The organism is Archangium primigenium (genome assembly GCF_016904885.1).
GTDB classification, from domain to species: Bacteria; Myxococcota; Myxococcia; order Myxococcales; family Myxococcaceae; genus Cystobacter; species Cystobacter primigenius.
Window position 1 is genome coordinate 3,317,154 of the sequence record NZ_JADWYI010000001.1, and the last position, 15,603, is coordinate 3,332,756.

Consider the following 15,603-nt stretch of genomic DNA (forward strand, 5'->3'; position numbering starts at 1 on the left):
GGCGGCCCGCGGTTGCTTTGGCTCAGGCGCCCATGGGCGCCCACCCAAGTTTTGGAGTTCAAACAATGTCGCAGCGGACCTACAGTGCGAAGCCGGCGGATATCCAGCGCCAGTGGCACGTGATCGATCTGAAGGACAAGGTGCTCGGTCGCGCCGCCAGCCAGATCGCCACCCTCCTCAAGGGCAAGCACAAGCCGATGTACACCCCGTCGATCGACACGGGCGACCACGTCATCGTGATCAACGCCGACAAGGTGCGCGTCACGGGTACGAAGGAGCAGGACAAGATGTACTACCGGCACCCGCGTGCCGGTTTCCCGGGTGCCCTCAAGAGCACCAACCTGGCCAAGCTGCGGGCGCGTCACCCCGAGGACGTCATCACCAACGCCGTGCGCCGCATGCTGCCGCGCAACGCGCTGGGCCGTCAGATGATGACCAAGCTCAAGGTCTACGCCGGCGACACGCACCCGCACACCGCGCAGCAGCCGGTGGCCCGCGAAGTCGAAGCGTAAAAGCTCCTCCCTTCCCACACTTTTCGAACTTTAGAGAGACGACATGGCTACCGCCACCGAGAAGGGCTTTTATGGCACGGGCCGCCGCAAGGAGGCCACCGCGCGCGTGTGGATCCGCCCGGGCACCGGCGTTGTGATCATCAACGGCCGTGACATCAACGTGTACTTCGGCCGCGAGACCTCCAAGATGGTGCTCAACCAGCCCCTGGAAGTGCTCGAGCAGAAGGGCAAGATCGACATCGAGGTCAACGTGCGCGGCGGAGGTCTGAGTGGTCAGGCCGGCGCCATCCGCCACGGCCTCGCCCGCGCGCTGTGCAACTACAACCCGGACTTCCGTCCGTCGCTCAAGAAGGCCGGCTTCCTCACCCGGGATGCCCGCGCCGTCGAGCGCAAGAAGTACGGTCAGCCGGGCGCGCGTCGCCGGTTCCAGTTCTCCAAGCGCTAAGCCTTCCGGCTGCGCTGGAACATCTGCGGCGGAGGTCCTCTCGGGGGCCTCCGCCGTTGTGCTTTGCGGGCCCGCGCGCCTCGCACGGAGAGCAGTCGAGCCCGCTCACGGGGGCTCCTCAAGCGTTGGGTGGAGCGTGTACCATCCGGCCCTATCCATGGAACTCAACGAAATCCTTCAGATCGCTCTGCGCGGTGGTGCCTCCGACATCCATCTCAAGGCGGGCCTGCCGCCCATGTTCCGTGTCGATGGCTCGCTGATGCCCCTCAAGGACGGCAAGCGTCTGCCTCCCGAGGAGGTGGCGCGCATGGCCTTCGGGATCATGAACGAGTTCCAGAAGGAGAAGTTCAAGCAGAGCAACGAGGTGGACCTGGCGTACGGAGTTCCCGGCCTGGGCCGCTTCCGCGTCAACGTCTTCCAGCAGCGCGGCACCGTGGGCGCGGTCCTGCGTGTCATCCCCTTCAAGGTGATGACCATCAAGGATCTGCTGCTGCCTCCCGTGCTGGAGAAGATCTGCCTGGAGGAGCGCGGGCTCGTCCTCGTGACGGGCACCACGGGCTCGGGCAAGAGCACCACGCTCGCGGGGATGATCGATCACATCAACGCGACCGAGACCAGCCACATCATGACGATCGAGGACCCCATCGAGTTCCTCATCCGGGACAAGCGCTCGATCGTCAACCAGCGCGAGGTGGGCGTGGACACCATGTCCTTCGCCCAGGCGCTCAAGAGCGCGCTGCGCCAGGATCCCGACGTCATCCTCGTGGGCGAAATGCGTGACCACGAGACGATCGAGACGGCGCTCTCGGCGGCGGAGACGGGCCACCTGGTGATGTCCACGCTGCACACGCTGGACGCCACGGAGACCATCAACCGCATCGTGTCCGCCTTCCCGCCCTTCCAGCAGAAGCAGGTGCGCATCCAGCTGGCGAGCGTGCTCAAGGCGGTGGTGAGCCAGCGTCTGGTGCCGCGCGCGGACGGCAAGGGCCGCGTGGCCGCCGTGGAGGTGCTGCGCTGCACCTCGCGCGTCAAGGAGCTCATCGAGGACAAGGACCGCACCAAGGAGATCTCCGACGCCATCTCCCAGGGCTCGGACAGCTACGGGATGCAGACCTTCGACCAGTCGTTGATGTCGCTGGTGAAGCAGGGGCTCGTCACCTACGAGGAGGCCCACCGCCAGTCGAGCAACCCGGACGACTTCGCGCTGCGCTTCTCCGGCATCAGCGCCACCTCGGACTCGAAGTGGGACAACTTCGAGGGCGGGGGCGATCGCCCCATTCCGGGCTCGGCGTCCTTCGGCCAGCAGAACCAGCCCGCGCCGGCGCCGGCCCCCGTGGCGCCTCCCCGGCCCCTCACCGGCTCGCGCACGGCCGTGCCCGCGGTGCAGGGCAGCCCCGCGTCGCGCCCGGCCATCCCCGTCGCGGGCTCGCGTCCGGCCATCCCCGCGGTGCAGGGCGCGCCCCAGGCGGCGGGCTCCCGGACGGCCATTCCCACCGTCCAGGGCACCCCCTCGCGCCCCATGCCCGCGCCGGCCCCCGCGCCCGCGCCCGCTCCGGCCGCGGACGACGACTTCCAGATCGAGCGCTTCTAGGCGCCGGTGGGGCGGGGAGGCTCAGGCCTCCTCGTCCCCGAGCTGGGCCCTCAGCCGCGAGAGCCGCTGGGGGCCGATGAGCCCCTCGCGGGCCAGCAGCTGCAGGAAGTCCACGGCGGCGCGCAGACCCGCCTCCATGTCGGCCTCGGGCTTGCCCTCGATCTCCGCCTCGTAGAGCGCCTCGATGTGCTCGGGGTTGATGGGGGTGGGGCCTTCCTCCCAGGCGATGTTCACCAGGGCCCGGGACAGGCGCGCCCGCACGTCGCGCTCCGCCGCGTCCTTCGCCGTGCGCTCCAGGCCCAGGATGAGGGCGTCCACCTGCTCGCGGCTGAGCGCCGCCAGGGCGGGTACCTCGCCCAGCGTCTCCTGGACGTAGGTGCTGTCGAAGTTCTCCACCTCCTGCTCGTAGCCGAAGGCCTCCTCCATGAGGATGGAGGCGATGAAGGCATCCGTTTCGTCCGCGCTGGCGCCCTCGGCCCCGAGGGCCTCGCGGGCCTTGGCCGTGGCCGGGCCGAGGGTGGCGTCCCCGGAGAGCGCGCGGGTGGCGGCGTACGCGGCCAGGAAGATGACGGCGGCCTCGGCGTCCGAGGACAGGTGGCGCTTGGTGGCGCCGCCCAGGAGGATGCCGCGCTTGTCGGGATGGGCGGCGGCGGTCTCGGCGAACAGCCGCTCGTCGGCCTCGAGGGGCGCGCCATCCTTCTCCTTCTGGAGCGTGTCACGGGCGGCTTCGGGGCTGAGGTAGCGGGCGATGAGGGGGTGCATGCCGCGCCTGTTAGCACATGCTAGATACCCGGCGATGGACTCCGAGGACCCCACCGCCGAGGACGTCGAGCGAGCGACGAACCTGTGTGTCAAATGGCTCGCCCAGCGGGGGCGCAGCCGGCACGAGCTGCACGCGGCGCTCGAGCGCAAGGGCTTCACCGAGCCGGTGTGTGAGCGGGCCCTGGCCCGGGTGGCGGAGCTGGGCTACCTGGACGACACGCGCTTCGCCCGGAACCAGGCGGAACTCCTGTTGGGCCGGGGCCGGCATGGCCCCCGGGCCGTCGAGGAGCGGTTGCTCGCCCATGGCCTGAGCCCGGAGGCGGTGAGCGACGCGGTGGCCTCGGTGAGCGGCGAGCTGGGCTTCGACCCCGAGCGGGCGGCGCGTCAGGTGCTGGCGCAAAGGGGCTTCGCCGAGCGGGTGCTCCCTCCGAAGGAGCGCGCCCGGGCCGCACGGCTCCTGTTCAGCCGGGGCTTCTCCGAGGAGCTCATCCACCGCCTGCTGGGCGACGCGACGCTGGAACCTTCGGGTCCAGACGACTAGCGTGTCCGGCGCCATGCGTCTTCTTCGAGCCGTCTGCCTGTCCGCCGTCCTGAGCACCGTCCCTGGCTGCGCCGCCCTCAACTCCAGTCAGGCGGGGGAACCCGACTACGCCGCCGCGGCGGATCAGAACATCCGCCTGGGCGATGAGGCCCTGGAGCGCAAGGACTTCCTCCAGGCGGAGAAGTACTACGAGCACGTGCGCACCAAGTTCCCCTACCTGGAGGCCGCCAACGAGGCGGAGCTCAAGCTGGGAGACCTCAACTTCGCCCAGGAGCGCTACCCCGAGGCGCGCGAGAAGTTCCAGACCTTCATCAAGCTGCACCCCACCCACCCCAAGGTGGACTACGCCGCCTACCGCGCGGCCCTCACGCACTTCGCCGACGTCCCCTCCGACTTCTTCCTGCTGCCCCCCGCCACGGAGAAGGATCAGACCGAGGTGCTCGCGGCGCTCGTGGCGCTCGGCGACTTCGTGCGCCAGTACCCGCGCTCGCAGTACCTGCCCGAGGCGAAGGAGAACCTGGAGAAGACGCGCCTGCGGCTGGCCGAGCACGAGCTGTACGTGGCGTCCTTCTACGCCAGGCGCGAGCGCTGGAAGGCCGTGGTGCAGCGCCTGGAGGGCCTGCTCAAGGACTACCCGGGCACGGCCCTGGAGGAGAAGGCCCTGTTCCAGCTCCATGAGGCCTATGTGCGCCTCCAGGACACCGCCCAGGCGCGCAAGACGCTGGAGCGCGTCCTCGAGCGTCTGCCGGGGACCCCCGCCGCCGAGCGGGCCCAGAAGATGATGGGCTCGTGAGCCGGAGCGAGGACTGGGGCCGCACGGGCGGCATCCTCATCGCGCTGTTGGCCGGGGGCCTCGCCCTGCTGGTGCTGGCGCCCCGGATGTTGGGGGTGGCGACGGGCCCCGAGGTGGAGGTCATCACCTGGCTCAAGACGACCGAGCGCGACGGGCTCGTCCTGCGCCTTCCGGGGATGGCCGACCCCCTGCGTGTCCAGGAGCACTTCTTCGCGCGCATCACGGTGGACGTGGCGCCGGACGGCGCGCACGCCGTGGCCTGGGCCACCCTGGACCTCAAGGGCATGCTGGGCCGCACCCGCGTCAGTTCGTTGGGTGTGGAACGGGTGCCCTTCGTGCGCCGGGGCCGGGACTGGGTGCCCGAGGGCCTCGCCGCTCCGCGTCTGGGCGCGGCGCTCCGGGCCCTGGACGGGCGGCGTCAGGCCCTGGAGGCGGGCGATCGGGAGCGGCTGAAGGCCCTGCTCGCGGGCGGGACGCCTGGCGAGGCGGGCCTGGGCGAGGGGGCGGACGAGGTGGAGAAGGTGCTCGCCGTGCAGCGGCGCCACCTCACGGTGGAGGCCTGGTACCTGCGCCTGGAGCGGGATGATGCGCGGGCCACCGAGGTGTGGCGCCTGGAGGGGGTTTTGCCCTCCCGACCGGTGGATGACCGGGGGGAGCGTCCGCTGTCGTTGATTCGGCGCGAGGAGGAATTCTTTTTTTCGCCCGGTCTCATGTAGGCTAGGCAGTGTGTTTCAACGGCCTCGGCGGGTGATTGGGTCAGTGGACGGGAGCGGGACGAGGGCCATGGCATTCCCCACCATCGAGGTCGCAGCACCGTGAGCACTCCGAGTCCGGCGAAGGCATTCGCGCTCAAGTTCATCTCCGGCAAGTACCAGGGCGGTGAGTTCCCGCTGAAGGCCGAGAAGCAGATCGTCATTGGCCGCTCCAGCGAGCTCGACATGGTGCTCGTGGAGGACATGGTGTCGCGCAAGCACGCGCGCATCATGGTGAATGGCACTGGTCAGATCTCCATCGAGGACCTGGGCTCCACCAACGGCACCTTCGTCAACGGCGAGAAGGTCAAGCAGTCGACCCTGAAGGAGGGCGACCGCATCCTCATCGGCACGTCCATCCTCAAGCTCATCCTCCAGGGGGCGGGCGCGGGTGAGGTCGACGAGGTCGTCGCCAAGCAGCGGCTGGAGGAGGCCGCGGTCCAGGCGGCGCGCACCTCGACGAAGGCCTCGTCCATGACGGGCAAGATCGAGGAGATTCCCCTGCCGGACCTGCTCCAGCTCTTCCACACGTCCAAGAAGAACGGCGTGCTGGTGGTGACCAACGAGCAGGAAGGCAAGATCTACCTGCGCCAGGGCCGCGTGTACTACGCGGTCATCGACGAGAACCACAACCTCGGCCCCCAGAAGAGCTTCAACCGCATCATCACCTGGGAGCAGGGCGACTTCGAACTGCGGCCGGCCGATCCCCAGGAGTTCATGGTGGAGATGGACTCGTCCACCGAGGCGCTCCTCATGGACGCGCTGCGCCAGCTGGACGAGTACAAGCGCATCCAGAAGGATCTGCCCTCCATGAGCGCCCGGCTGTCGCTGGCCGCGCCCATGACGGCGCCCCTGCGCGAGCTGTCGCCGGAGCTGCTCGACATGCTGCAGGTCGTGCACAACCATGGCTCGCTGGCCGAGGTGCTCAACCACTCCGAGCAGGACGACGTGGTGGCGGCCGAGGCGGTGTTGCAGCTCATCAAGCGCGACTACGTGCGCGCCGGCTGATCGGAGTTCCGGGTGTCGGAGTCAAAGAGCCAGCGTCGGCTGACGGAGCTGGCCAATTGCGCGGGGTGCGCGGCCAAGCTGCGCGCCGCGGACCTCTCCCAGGTGTTGCGCCAGTTGAAGCCCTCGAAGAGCGCCAAGGCGCTCGTGGGCTTCAACACCCACGACGACGCCGCCGTGTACAAGGTGGCGCCGGGCCTGGCCATGGTGAGCACGGTGGACTTCTTCCCACCGCTCGTGGACGACCCGTTCCAGTTCGGCGCCATCGCGGCGGCCAACGCGCTGTCGGACATCTACGCCATGGGGGCCAGGCCCCTCTTCGCGCTCAACCTGGTGTCCTTCCCCAAGGATCGGCCGCTCGAGGAGCTGTCGCGCATCCTCGCGGGCGGGCAGTCCAAGGCGGACGAGGCGGGCATCCCCATCCTCGGCGGTCACTCCATCCAGGACGAGGAGCCCAAGTACGGCCTCGCGGTGACGGGCAGCGTGCACCCGAAGAAGGTGCTCACCAACGCGGGCGCGAAGCCCGGGGACGTGCTGCTGCTCACCAAGCCCCTGGGCACGGGCATCGCCACCACGGCCATCAAGCGCGGGCTCGCCTCCCAGGAACTCACCGAGCGCGTGGTGGCGCAGATGGCCACGCTCAACCGGCGGCCCGGCGAGGTGTTCGCCTCGGGCAAGTTCAAGGTGAACGCCCTCACGGACGTGACGGGCTTCGGTCTGCTCGGCCACCTGCTGGAGATGATGACGGCCGCCAAGACCCGGGGCTTCCTGGACCTGGAGCGCATCCCCATCCTCGCGGAGGTGCCCGCGCTGGCGCAGCAGGGCGTGGTGCCGGGCGGCACGAAGTCCAACCTGGAGCACGTCTCCAAGAAGGTGCGCTTCCCCAAGGGCCTGCCCGAGGACATCCAGTGGGTGCTCGCGGATGCCCAGACCAACGGCGGCCTGCTGGCGTCGGTGCCCGCGCGGGACGCGGCCAAGGCCTACCGGGCGCTGGAGCGGGCCCAGGTGGACGTGGCCATCATCGGCGAGGTGGGCCCGGGCCGTGTCGGCGTCGAGGTGGTGGGGTAGGCGCGCTCCGAGGGAGCAGGGGAGCGTGGGCGGATTCGCCGGGACGCGGGCGCTCCGCTACGATCGGCGCGCCATGACGGTCCGCCCCCTCGTGCTCGCCCTGTCCCTCGCGTCGCTCCTGGCCCCCGTGTCCTCGCGCGCGGCCGAGCGGCCCGCCCGCGTCGTCGTGGATCCCGGCCATGGCGGCATCAAGGAGGGCGCCACCAGCCCCAAGGGCGTGCGGGAGAAGGACATCGCCCTGCAGATCGCCCGTCGCGTGCGGGCCCACCTGGAGAAGGACCTGGGTGCGCAGGTGTTGATGACGCGCGACGAGGACCTGGATCTGGACCTGCCCGCGCGCGTGGACTTCTCCAACAAGCAGCGGCCGGACGTCTTCCTCTCCATCCACTGCAACGCCATGCCCACCAAGCGCACCCGCGCGCGCGTGCAGGGCCTGGAGACCTACTTCCTCTCCGCCAACGCCTCCAACGCCACCGCGCGCGCCGCGGCGGACCGCGAGAACGCCGAGGCGCCCGCCACCCGCCAGGCGCGCCGCGACTCCACGCTCGCCCTCATCCTGCAGGACCTGGAGCGCACCGAGACGCACCAGGACTCCTCGCGCCTGGCCTACGCCATCCACCCCAAGCTCGTGTCCGCCACGGGCGGCTCGGATCGCGGCGTGCTGCAGGCGCCCTTCTACGTGCTCAACGGCGTGGAGGCGCCCGCCGTGCTCATCGAGGTGGGCTACCTGTCCCATCCCGAGGAGGGCCGGCGCCTGGGCAACGCCGACTACCAGGAGACGCTCGCCACGGCCATCGTCGACGGGGTGCGCGCCTTCCTCTCCGACGTGCGCAAGCGGGACACGCCCCGCGGCCCCCCGGTGGCCTCGCCCGCCACGCCCTGAGCGATCGACGACACGGCGACGCCTTTGTCGGGCAGGGGCCCCGGGCCTCTGCTAGAGAGCCGACTCCGTTGGTTTCCCTTGCCGAGGAGTCTCCCCGTGCGGTCCTTCAACCGGGGGGCGCTGGATCTGCGCCCCGTCACCCTTACCCCTGGAATCACCCGGCACGCCGAGGGCTCCACCCAGGTGGAGTTCGGTCACACCCGCGTGCTCGTCACGTGCTCGGTGGAGGACCGGGTGCCCCCGCACCTCATGGGCAAGGGCTCCGGTTGGGTGACGGCCGAGTACGGCATGCTGCCGCGCTCCACGCACTCGCGCACCCACCGCGAGGCCGCCAAGGGCAAGCAGACCGGCCGCACGCTGGAGATCCAGCGCCTCATCGGCCGGGCCCTGCGCGCCAGCGTGGACCTGACGACCCTGGGCGTGCGCACCTTCACCCTGGACTGTGACGTGCTCCAGGCCGACGGCGGCACGCGCACCGCCTCCATCACCGGGGCCTACGTGGCCCTGGCGCTCGCCTTGAAGAAGCTGCACAAGGACAAGGTCATCTCGCGCATGCCCGTGCTGCAGCCGATCGCGGCGGTGTCCGTGGGCGTGGTCAAGGGCGAGGTGCTCGTGGACCTCGACTACGAGGAGGACTCCTCGGCGGACGTGGACCTGAACTTGGTGGCCACCGCCGACGGCCGCATCGTCGAGGTGCAGGGCACGGCCGAGCACAAGATGTTCGACCGCAAGACGCTGGATGCCATGTTGGACTCGGGCCTGGCCGCCATCCGCCAGCTCACCGAGGCCCAGGCGAAGATCCTGGAGGGCTGACCCATGGCGCCCCGTCTGCTCTTCGCCACCACCAACGTGGGCAAGCTGCGCGAACTGCGTGGACTCATGGGGGACGCCGTGGAGGTGGTGTCCCTGCGTGACCTGCCGCCCATCCCCGAGCCCGTGGAGGATGGCGCCACCTTCGAGGACAACGCCCTGCTCAAGGCCCGGGCCTACGCCGAGGCCACGGGCCTGCCCGCGCTCGCCGATGACTCGGGGCTGTGCGTGGACGCGCTCGACGGGCGCCCCGGCGTGCTCTCCGCGCGCTACGCCGAGGGCGATGATCGCGCCCGCTACGAGAAGCTGCTCACGGAACTGGCGTCCGTGCCCGACGAGGCACGCACCGCAGCCTTCGTGTGCGCGCTGTGCCTGGTGCTGCCCGGAGACGCCTCGCCGACCATCGAGATGGGCCGGTGCGAGGGCCGCATCGGTCACGCGCCCCGGGGCACGCATGGCTTCGGGTACGATCCCGTCTTCGTCCTGCCGGATGGCCGGGCCCTGGCGGAGCTGACGTCCGAGCAGAAGGCGTCCCTGTCCCACCGCGGGGTGGCCTTCCAGAAGATGCGCCCCCACCTGCTCGCGCGCGTGGGCGGCGGGGATGTCCGCCGCTGAGCACCGTCAGGAACGTTGTCCTTGCACGTCCGTTTGGGATGTAGCAAGAATGGCCACCTTTATCGGGGCGTAGCGCAGCCTGGTAGCGCACCTGCCTTGGGCGCAGGGGGTCGGAGGTTCGAATCCTCTCGCCCCGATAACGCGGTAGTCGAGTTGGGCGCTAGTAGCTCAGCTGGATAGAGCATCGGCCTTCTAAGCCGAGGGTCGTGGGTTCGAGTCCCGCCTGGCGCGAACTGGTGAAGGGCTGGAATCGTCGGGGCGGTCTCCCGGTGATTCCAGCCCCTTTTTTTTGCCCGCCCGGCGCGCCCTAGAGGAACAGCTCCGCGTGGCCGTAGGGCAGGCTGGTGCCGATGCCGTGCTCGTTGCAGTAGGCCATGAGCTTGCGCGCCTCGACGAGCTGGGGCGCGTTCTCGTGGTAGCCCAGCACCATGATGTGGCCCAGCCACGGCTCGCGGCCCATGGCGTAGATGTGGACCTGCTTGGGCTTGAGCCGCCGGACGATCTCCTGGCCGCGCTCGGCGTTGGAGCCGTTGAGCCGACGCGACTGATCCATCTTGCGCGGCAGCGGCGTGGGCATCAGCGGCCCGTACAGCCAGCTGAGCGGACCGCCCTCGGACTCCATGCCCAGGAAGAGCACGTCGATGTCACCCACCATCGCGTGGACGTGGTCGTACAGCCGAGGCTCGATCACGTTGGAGTCCGCCGCCATCAGCATGGACTTGCCCTGGAGCTTCACCAGGTGGGCGATCTTCGACTGGATGTTGAGGTCCGCGTGCTCGCCGATGAAGGGCAGGCCGGTGATGGCGCCGCCGGGCACCGGGATGGAGTCCATCTCGCTGAGGGCCACCACGTTCTTGAAGCCGAGCCGCTGCAGCATCAGCTTGAGCGAGGGGTCCGCGAGTCCACCGCCCGCCGCGGCGGGCACCACCACGGTGCCGATGCGATGGCGCAGCTGCAGCAGCGACTCGAACATCAGGTGGTCGGCGTGGCCGTGGGTGATGAGCGCGTAGTCGATCCGCTCGGGCAGGTCCGCGTGGGTGTAGCGGTGGAAGTCGCTGGGGAAGTCGTAGCTGACGACGGGATCCGTGAGGATCGTCACGTCGCGCGTCTCGATGAGCACGCAGGCATGGCCGAAGTAGCGCATGCGCACGCCGTCCCCGTCGTACTTCGGCGCCGGGCGCGGGGCCTGCTCGGTGAAGAACGTGGAGAACACCTCGGCGTCCTTGCTGGACAGGCCGAGCTCCTCACGAATGGCCTCCACCGGGCCAGGCGTGTGCCGCATGGCGAAGAGCCGGTCGATGGCCTCGTGGCGGAACGGCATGCGCACGTGCAGGGTGTTCGCGTCCGAGTCGAGCCGCGGCGTGCTGAACACGTACGGCCGGGCGTCGCCCTGCAAGAGCCGGAAGGAGAGGCTCTGCGCGTTCTCCTTGTAGTGCGGGCCTCCGTAGAGCAGCGCCTCGAAGAAGCGCGGGGTGGCCCGGTTGTTCAGGTCGTACGTCAGCTCCACGTAGCCCTGGAGGATGTCCGGCACCTTGCGGTACAGCTCCTCGAGCGAGTGGCCCGCCGAGGGCGCCAACAGCTTGTCCAGCTCCGCCACCGCCTGGGCGAAGCGGATGGTGGACTCCTGCTCCTTGAGCGTGCGCTCCAGCAGCTCCTTGACCTCGCCCACCCGGTCCACGCCGTAGTTGAGGTAGGGGCCGCCCGCCAGGGCCGGATTCTTCAACGCGGCCACGTGGATGGCCGGGTTGGCCACGAAGGACTGCATGATCTTCACGTGGTGGTTGGCCACGTAGAGCGGCGCGGTCGCGGGCGTGATGAGGTAGTACCACGCGTACCACTGGTTATAGAGCGGCTCCACGGCGACGTTCTGCTTCAGGTACAGCGACGGCTGGGACATGCGGGTTCCTCGGGCCTGGGGGGCTCCAGACGCGCGAAAGTATCACGAGGGCCTCGGCGCGAGACCGGGCGGGCGGGCTAGAAGGTGGTGCCGATCTCCAGGAGGCCCAGCTGGTAGGACAAGCCCAGCCCTGGCAGGTCGCTCCCCACGCCCACGCCCAGCTCCAGCACGGACACCTGGAAGCCCTGATGGGTGAAGCGCACGGGCGCGAGGCTCACCCCGAGTGCCAGCGCGGCGTTCCCCACGGGGGTGGGGTGCGCGGGCGACAGGAAAGCGAGACGATCCCCGAAGAAGGTGCTGAGCGTGAGCAGCACGGCCGGGGTGTAGGTCCCGGGACGCTGCAGGCCAGCGCCCAACCGGAGCACCCCCACGTTGCCCAGCATCATCAGGTAGCTCAGGTCCGCCTGGAGGATGAGGCGCTCGCCCAGGGTGTCACGCACCCCCACGCCGCCGCCCAGGCCGCCCGTGGTCCTCGCCTCGGAGAGGTACACCTGCCCGCCCGCGCGGCTGTAGAGCGTGACGTGGTGCTCCACGGCCTCCTGGGCCCGCGCGCCGCCAGCGGCCGACAACACCAGCACCCCGGCCAGGAGGAAGGACCGCGCGTGCCTCATCGCGGGCCTCCCGCCCAGTAGGCGATGGTGGCGGCGGACAGCTGCACCGTGCGCCGGAAGTAGGCGGGATTCAGCGTGTCCATCGTGTCCGTGGGCTGGTGGTAGTGGCGGTTGCGGAAGTTGGCGGTGTCCGTGAGGAAGATCGCCTCGTGGCCGGTGAGCCAGAAGGGCGCGTGATCGCTGCGCATCAGATCTCCCGTGAGGGGCGTGGTGCCGTCGCGGGGCGAGATGACGGGCGTGACCTTCGCGAGCTTCAGGGCCTCGTTGAGCGCGAAGATCTCCGAGACGCGCTGGCTGGAGACGTCGTTGCCGAACACGGCCAGGAAGTCCCCCGTGGTGGGCGCGGGCAGGCCTGGCAGCGACTGCTGGCTGCCCTCGCGGGTGTCGTAGTAGCCGATGCAGTCGAACACCATCGAGGCCACGATGCGCTCGGGGCCGTTCTGCCCGGTGATGTACCGGGTGCTGCCGACGAGGCCGAACTCCTCCATGTCGAAGCCGACGAAGCGCACCGTCCGGTCGAACTTGTAGCCAGACAGGACGCGGGCGAGCTCCAGCACCGCCGCCACGCCCGTGCTGTTGTCGTCCGCCCCGGCGTAGAAGGCGTCGTAGTGCGCGCCGAGCAGCACGACTTCCTCGGGCCGCGTGGTGCCCCGCATCTCCGCGATGAGGTTGGAGGTGGGGTGGGGCGCGTTGGTGGCCTCCTCGCGCCGCACGCTCAGGCCAAGCGCCTCGAAGCGCCGCTGCATGAGCGCTCCGGCCTTCTCCCGCGTGAGATGACAGACCTGCTCGTGGCGCGAGCGCTGATCCTCGGTGAGCCACGAGCAGGGCACCGGGGTGTCCTCCTGGTGCGCCTTCACCACCTCGGAGACCGTGTCCATCAACCGATCCCCGTCCACCTGTCCGGCGACCTCCGCCAGCTGCTCCAACTGCGCCCCCTCCAGCACCGGCCGGGAACAGGACAACACCCCGAGGAGCGTGGCTCCCGCCAAGCCTACCTTCATGACGTGACGTGACGTGCTCATAGTACCCATCCCAGTCGCACCAGCCCGAGCTGCGTGCGGATCGCTTGACCGAAGGAGGGCACGCTGGTGCCCAGGTTCAGCTCCAGCGCGCTCACGGTGACCGGACCGAAGTGGAAGCGCAGCGGGGCCGCGACGAACGCCACGTACGCCGGGCTCAGCCGCGCGTCCTCCAGGTCCCCCAGCTCGCCGGGGACGAGGATCCTCGACCGGAAGAGCATCGCGAAGCCACTCACTCCCAGTTCGGGGCCCAACGCGGGCTCCCACGGGCCCAGCCGCGCCGACAACTGCGCCTGGACGAAGACCTCCAGGGGGAAGTTCGTGCTGGTCGCCGGCCAGCCCGTCCTCAAGCCACCCCCGAGGCGCAGGCCGCGCCAGAGTCCCTCGCCCGCGAAGCGCCGGTGATACGCCAGCTCGACGGTGGTGATGGGCGCCGAGGGCCGTTGGAACGAGGTGTAGGAGAAGTTTCCCGCGCCCAGGGAGAGCTCGTGTCCCGCCTGCGCCAGCGCGGGAGGGGCGAGCAGGGCCAGGCTCGCCACGAGACTTCTGAAGAGAGTGGTGTTCATGAAGTGGGGGCTGGCGGCCAACCTAGCACGGCTTCCCGCTGACCCACGTACCGGCGTAGGCTTCCGAGAGCGCCTCGAACCCGTGAGACACCCGGATGGCCACTCCCAATCTGTATCTCAAGCAGAACGTCGCCGTGGAGCCGCTGTACAACCAGTGGTACGCGTGGTGGTACCTCATCGCCCCCGCGACCTCGCCGATGTTCGTGGCGAACCTGCATGTGAAGATCATGCAGTCCTTCGTCACCAACCCCGCGCTCCACGTGAACGCCCTGAAAAACCCGGCGTTGATGGGCGGCCCCTACATCAACTACGGCGCGAACCGGGCCGCGGACGTCAAGCAACTGCTGGAGCGCACGCTCAAGGAGCAGGCCTCGTCCCTCCAGTTCGCGCAGGCGATCGTGGACCTGGACAAGATCCTGCAAACCGCCTCCACCGGCTTCTCCCTGGACGAGGTGTACCGGCAGGTGCCGGACATCCTCCAGGGCTACGTGGAGCTGACGTACGACCTGAACAACCGGGCCTCACCGCGCTTCATCGAGCCGCTGCTCTACCGCAGCCCTCACTACAAGGAGTCCTCGCAGAGCCTGTCGTTCCGGCGGGTGGACAAGGACTCGCGCCCCTACGTCTTCAGCACGCCCCGGCTGGACGATGACGACAGCCTCCACGTGCACGTGCCCTTCCGCCACGAGGCCATCGACCGGCTCTTCGCCATGCGGCTGGAGCCCGGCCCCGTGGAGCCCGTGAGCGAGGCCCTGGGCCTGCGGGGCGCGGACGCGGAGAAGTTCTCCACCTTCTTCACCGAGCAGGCCCCGCGCCCGCCCCAGCGCTACGAGGGCGAGGGCGTCCGGGTGCGCTACTTCGGCCACGCCTGCGTGCTGCTCGAGTCCCGCGAGGTCAGCATCATGACCGACCCCGTGGTCAGCTACGACTTCCAGTCCGACCTCAATCGCTTCACGCACGCGGACCTGCCCCCGCGCATCGACTACGTCCTCATCACCCACGGCCACGCCGACCACCTGATGTTCGAGACGCTGCTGCAGTTGCGCCAGCGCATCGGCACCATCGTCGTCCCCGCCAGCAACGGCGGCTCCCTGGCCGACCCCTCCCTGCGGCTGCTCTTGCAGAAGCTCGGCTTCAAGCGCGTGGTGGAGCTCGGGGAGCTGGACGAGCTGGAGATCCCCGGCGGACGGATTGTGGGCGTGCCCTTCTTCGGCGAGCACTGCGATCTCAACATCCGCGCCAAGCTGGCCCACCTGGTCCAGCTCCAGGGCAAGTCCATGCTGATGGCCGCGGACTCCAACGCCATCGAGCCGCGCATGTACGACCACGTCCATTCGGCCCTGGGGAAGATCGACGCGCTGTTCCTCGGCATGGAGTCCGAGGGCGGGCCGATGAGCTGGATGTACGGGCCGCTGCTCGTCACCCCGCTGCCGCGCAAGTTGGATCAATCGCGGCGGCTCAACGGCTCCAACGCCGAGCGCGCCATCGAGATCGTCAAGCGGCTCGGCCCCCAGCACGTCTACGTCTACGCCATGGGCTGCGAGCCCTGGCTGGGCCACGTGATGTCCATGGGCTACCACGAGAACTCGCCCCAGCTCGTCGAGGCGCGCAAGCTCCTCGAGTACTGCCGCGCCAATGGCCTGGCGGCGGACCGGCCCTACGCCCAGGCCGAGCTCTTCCTGTAGGCGCCGCGAGGCCCCCGAGCGTCCTCCGCTCGCGGGCCTCGCATTTCC

At 69.6% G+C, this 15,603-nt stretch carries 17 protein-coding genes and 2 tRNA genes; 14 read left to right on the plus strand and 5 right to left on the minus strand.

Features of this window, described 5'->3' with window-relative positions; all coding sequences use genetic code 11:
• Positions 1 to 65: 65 nt before the first annotated feature.
• The 3 genes from rplM to I3V78_RS14070 all read left to right on the plus strand — a co-directional run bounded on the left by rplM (position 66) and on the right by I3V78_RS14070 (position 2,548).
• Positions 66 to 512, plus strand: a complete 447-nt coding sequence (gene rplM, locus I3V78_RS14060) for a 50S ribosomal protein L13 (RefSeq protein WP_204488058.1) — start codon at positions 66 to 68, stop codon at positions 510 to 512.
• Between the two features lie 43 nt (positions 513 to 555).
• Positions 556 to 957 (plus strand): 30S ribosomal protein S9, encoded by a 402-nt coding sequence (gene rpsI, locus I3V78_RS14065; RefSeq protein ID WP_204488061.1) that lies wholly within the window; start codon positions 556 to 558, stop codon positions 955 to 957.
• Positions 958 to 1,114: 157 nt separating this feature from the next.
• Positions 1,115 to 2,548 carry a type IV pilus twitching motility protein PilT gene (locus I3V78_RS14070; RefSeq protein ID WP_204488063.1) on the plus strand — a complete coding sequence of 478 codons (1,434 nt, stop codon included), beginning with the start codon at positions 1,115 to 1,117 and terminating at the stop codon, positions 2,546 to 2,548.
• A 21-nt stretch (positions 2,549 to 2,569) separates the two neighbouring features.
• On the opposite strand, the gene I3V78_RS14075 is transcribed toward I3V78_RS14070, so the two are convergent.
• Positions 2,570 to 3,310, minus strand: a complete 741-nt coding sequence (locus tag I3V78_RS14075) for a hypothetical protein (protein WP_204488066.1) — start codon at positions 3,308 to 3,310, stop codon at positions 2,570 to 2,572.
• A 34-nt stretch (positions 3,311 to 3,344) separates the two neighbouring features.
• On the opposite strand from I3V78_RS14075, the gene I3V78_RS14080 reads away from it, so the two are divergent.
• The 10 genes from I3V78_RS14080 to I3V78_RS14125 all read left to right on the plus strand — a co-directional run bounded on the left by I3V78_RS14080 (position 3,345) and on the right by I3V78_RS14125 (position 10,008).
• Positions 3,345 to 3,851 carry a regulatory protein RecX gene (locus I3V78_RS14080; protein ID WP_204488068.1) on the plus strand — a complete coding sequence of 169 codons (507 nt, stop codon included), beginning with the start codon at positions 3,345 to 3,347 and terminating at the stop codon, positions 3,849 to 3,851.
• Positions 3,852 to 3,864: 13 nt separating this feature from the next.
• Positions 3,865 to 4,644 (plus strand): outer membrane protein assembly factor BamD, encoded by a 780-nt coding sequence (locus I3V78_RS14085; protein WP_204488071.1) that lies wholly within the window; start codon positions 3,865 to 3,867, stop codon positions 4,642 to 4,644.
• Positions 4,641 to 5,360 carry a hypothetical protein gene (locus tag I3V78_RS14090; protein ID WP_204488073.1) on the plus strand — a complete coding sequence of 240 codons (720 nt, stop codon included), beginning with the start codon at positions 4,641 to 4,643 and terminating at the stop codon, positions 5,358 to 5,360. Before I3V78_RS14085 ends, I3V78_RS14090 begins: the two co-directional genes overlap by 4 nt.
• Positions 5,361 to 5,459: 99 nt before the next feature.
• Positions 5,460 to 6,404 carry a DUF4388 domain-containing protein gene (locus I3V78_RS14095; protein ID WP_204488075.1) on the plus strand — a complete coding sequence of 315 codons (945 nt, stop codon included), beginning with the start codon at positions 5,460 to 5,462 and terminating at the stop codon, positions 6,402 to 6,404.
• Between the two features lie 12 nt (positions 6,405 to 6,416).
• On the plus strand, positions 6,417 to 7,469 hold the full coding sequence (gene selD / locus I3V78_RS14100) for a selenide, water dikinase SelD (protein ID WP_204488077.1): 1,053 nt from the start codon (positions 6,417 to 6,419) through the stop codon (positions 7,467 to 7,469).
• Positions 7,470 to 7,542: 73 nt separating this feature from the next.
• Positions 7,543 to 8,352: an N-acetylmuramoyl-L-alanine amidase family protein gene (locus tag I3V78_RS14105; RefSeq protein WP_204488080.1), complete on the plus strand. Its 810-nt coding sequence runs from the start codon at positions 7,543 to 7,545 to the stop codon at positions 8,350 to 8,352.
• A 96-nt stretch (positions 8,353 to 8,448) separates the two neighbouring features.
• Positions 8,449 to 9,165, plus strand: coding sequence for a ribonuclease PH (gene rph / locus I3V78_RS14110; RefSeq protein ID WP_204488083.1), 717 nt, complete (start codon positions 8,449 to 8,451; stop codon positions 9,163 to 9,165).
• A 3-nt stretch (positions 9,166 to 9,168) separates the two neighbouring features.
• Positions 9,169 to 9,777, plus strand: a complete 609-nt coding sequence (gene rdgB / locus I3V78_RS14115; protein WP_204488085.1) for an RdgB/HAM1 family non-canonical purine NTP pyrophosphatase — start codon at positions 9,169 to 9,171, stop codon at positions 9,775 to 9,777.
• Positions 9,778 to 9,840: 63 nt separating this feature from the next.
• A tRNA-Pro gene (locus I3V78_RS14120) sits at positions 9,841 to 9,914 on the plus strand.
• A gap of 20 nt (positions 9,915 to 9,934) precedes the next feature.
• Positions 9,935 to 10,008 (plus strand) — tRNA-Arg (locus tag I3V78_RS14125).
• A gap of 76 nt (positions 10,009 to 10,084) precedes the next feature.
• On the opposite strand, the gene I3V78_RS14130 is transcribed toward I3V78_RS14125, so the two are convergent.
• From I3V78_RS14130 to I3V78_RS14145, 4 genes are all read right to left on the minus strand, one after another.
• On the minus strand, positions 10,085 to 11,674 hold the full coding sequence (locus tag I3V78_RS14130; protein ID WP_204488087.1) for an MBL fold metallo-hydrolase: 1,590 nt from the start codon (positions 11,672 to 11,674) through the stop codon (positions 10,085 to 10,087).
• Positions 11,675 to 11,751: 77 nt separating this feature from the next.
• Positions 11,752 to 12,285, minus strand: coding sequence for a hypothetical protein (locus tag I3V78_RS14135; protein ID WP_204488089.1), 534 nt, complete (start codon positions 12,283 to 12,285; stop codon positions 11,752 to 11,754).
• The gene (locus tag I3V78_RS14140) at positions 12,282 to 13,274 is read right to left on the minus strand and encodes a M28 family peptidase (RefSeq protein WP_204488092.1); all 993 of its coding nucleotides are present in this window, start codon (positions 13,272 to 13,274) and stop codon (positions 12,282 to 12,284) included. Before I3V78_RS14140 ends, I3V78_RS14135 begins: the two co-directional genes overlap by 4 nt.
• 29 nt (positions 13,275 to 13,303) lie before the next feature.
• Complete coding sequence (locus I3V78_RS14145; RefSeq protein ID WP_204488095.1) at positions 13,304 to 13,870, minus strand: hypothetical protein; 567 nt, start codon at positions 13,868 to 13,870, stop codon at positions 13,304 to 13,306.
• A gap of 95 nt (positions 13,871 to 13,965) precedes the next feature.
• On the opposite strand from I3V78_RS14145, the gene I3V78_RS14150 reads away from it, so the two are divergent.
• On the plus strand, positions 13,966 to 15,555 hold the full coding sequence (locus tag I3V78_RS14150; RefSeq protein WP_204488097.1) for an MBL fold metallo-hydrolase: 1,590 nt from the start codon (positions 13,966 to 13,968) through the stop codon (positions 15,553 to 15,555).
• Positions 15,556 to 15,603 lie beyond the last annotated feature (48 nt).

Excerpts from the sequence above, each read along its gene's own strand:
- I3V78_RS14130 (WP_204488087.1), bottom strand. The coding sequence starts at position 11,674 with ATGTCCCAGCCGTCGCTGTACCTGAAGCAGAACGTCGCCGTGGAGCCG.
- I3V78_RS14150 (WP_204488097.1), top strand. The coding sequence starts at position 13,966 with ATGGCCACTCCCAATCTGTATCTCAAGCAGAACGTCGCCGTGGAGCCG.
- I3V78_RS14085 (WP_204488071.1), top strand. The coding sequence starts at position 3,865 with ATGCGTCTTCTTCGAGCCGTCTGCCTGTCCGCCGTCCTGAGCACCGTC.
- rdgB (WP_204488085.1), top strand. The coding sequence starts at position 9,169 with ATGGCGCCCCGTCTGCTCTTCGCCACCACCAACGTGGGCAAGCTGCGC.
- rplM (WP_204488058.1), top strand. The coding sequence starts at position 66 with ATGTCGCAGCGGACCTACAGTGCGAAGCCGGCGGATATCCAGCGCCAG.
- I3V78_RS14135 (WP_204488089.1), bottom strand. The coding sequence starts at position 12,285 with ATGAGGCACGCGCGGTCCTTCCTCCTGGCCGGGGTGCTGGTGTTGTCG.
- I3V78_RS14080 (WP_204488068.1), top strand. The coding sequence starts at position 3,345 with ATGGACTCCGAGGACCCCACCGCCGAGGACGTCGAGCGAGCGACGAAC.
- I3V78_RS14075 (WP_204488066.1), bottom strand. The coding sequence starts at position 3,310 with ATGCACCCCCTCATCGCCCGCTACCTCAGCCCCGAAGCCGCCCGTGAC.
- I3V78_RS14070 (WP_204488063.1), top strand. The coding sequence starts at position 1,115 with ATGGAACTCAACGAAATCCTTCAGATCGCTCTGCGCGGTGGTGCCTCC.
- I3V78_RS14105 (WP_204488080.1), top strand. The coding sequence starts at position 7,543 with ATGACGGTCCGCCCCCTCGTGCTCGCCCTGTCCCTCGCGTCGCTCCTG.
- rpsI (WP_204488061.1), top strand. The coding sequence starts at position 556 with ATGGCTACCGCCACCGAGAAGGGCTTTTATGGCACGGGCCGCCGCAAG.
- I3V78_RS14145 (WP_204488095.1), bottom strand. The coding sequence starts at position 13,870 with ATGAACACCACTCTCTTCAGAAGTCTCGTGGCGAGCCTGGCCCTGCTC.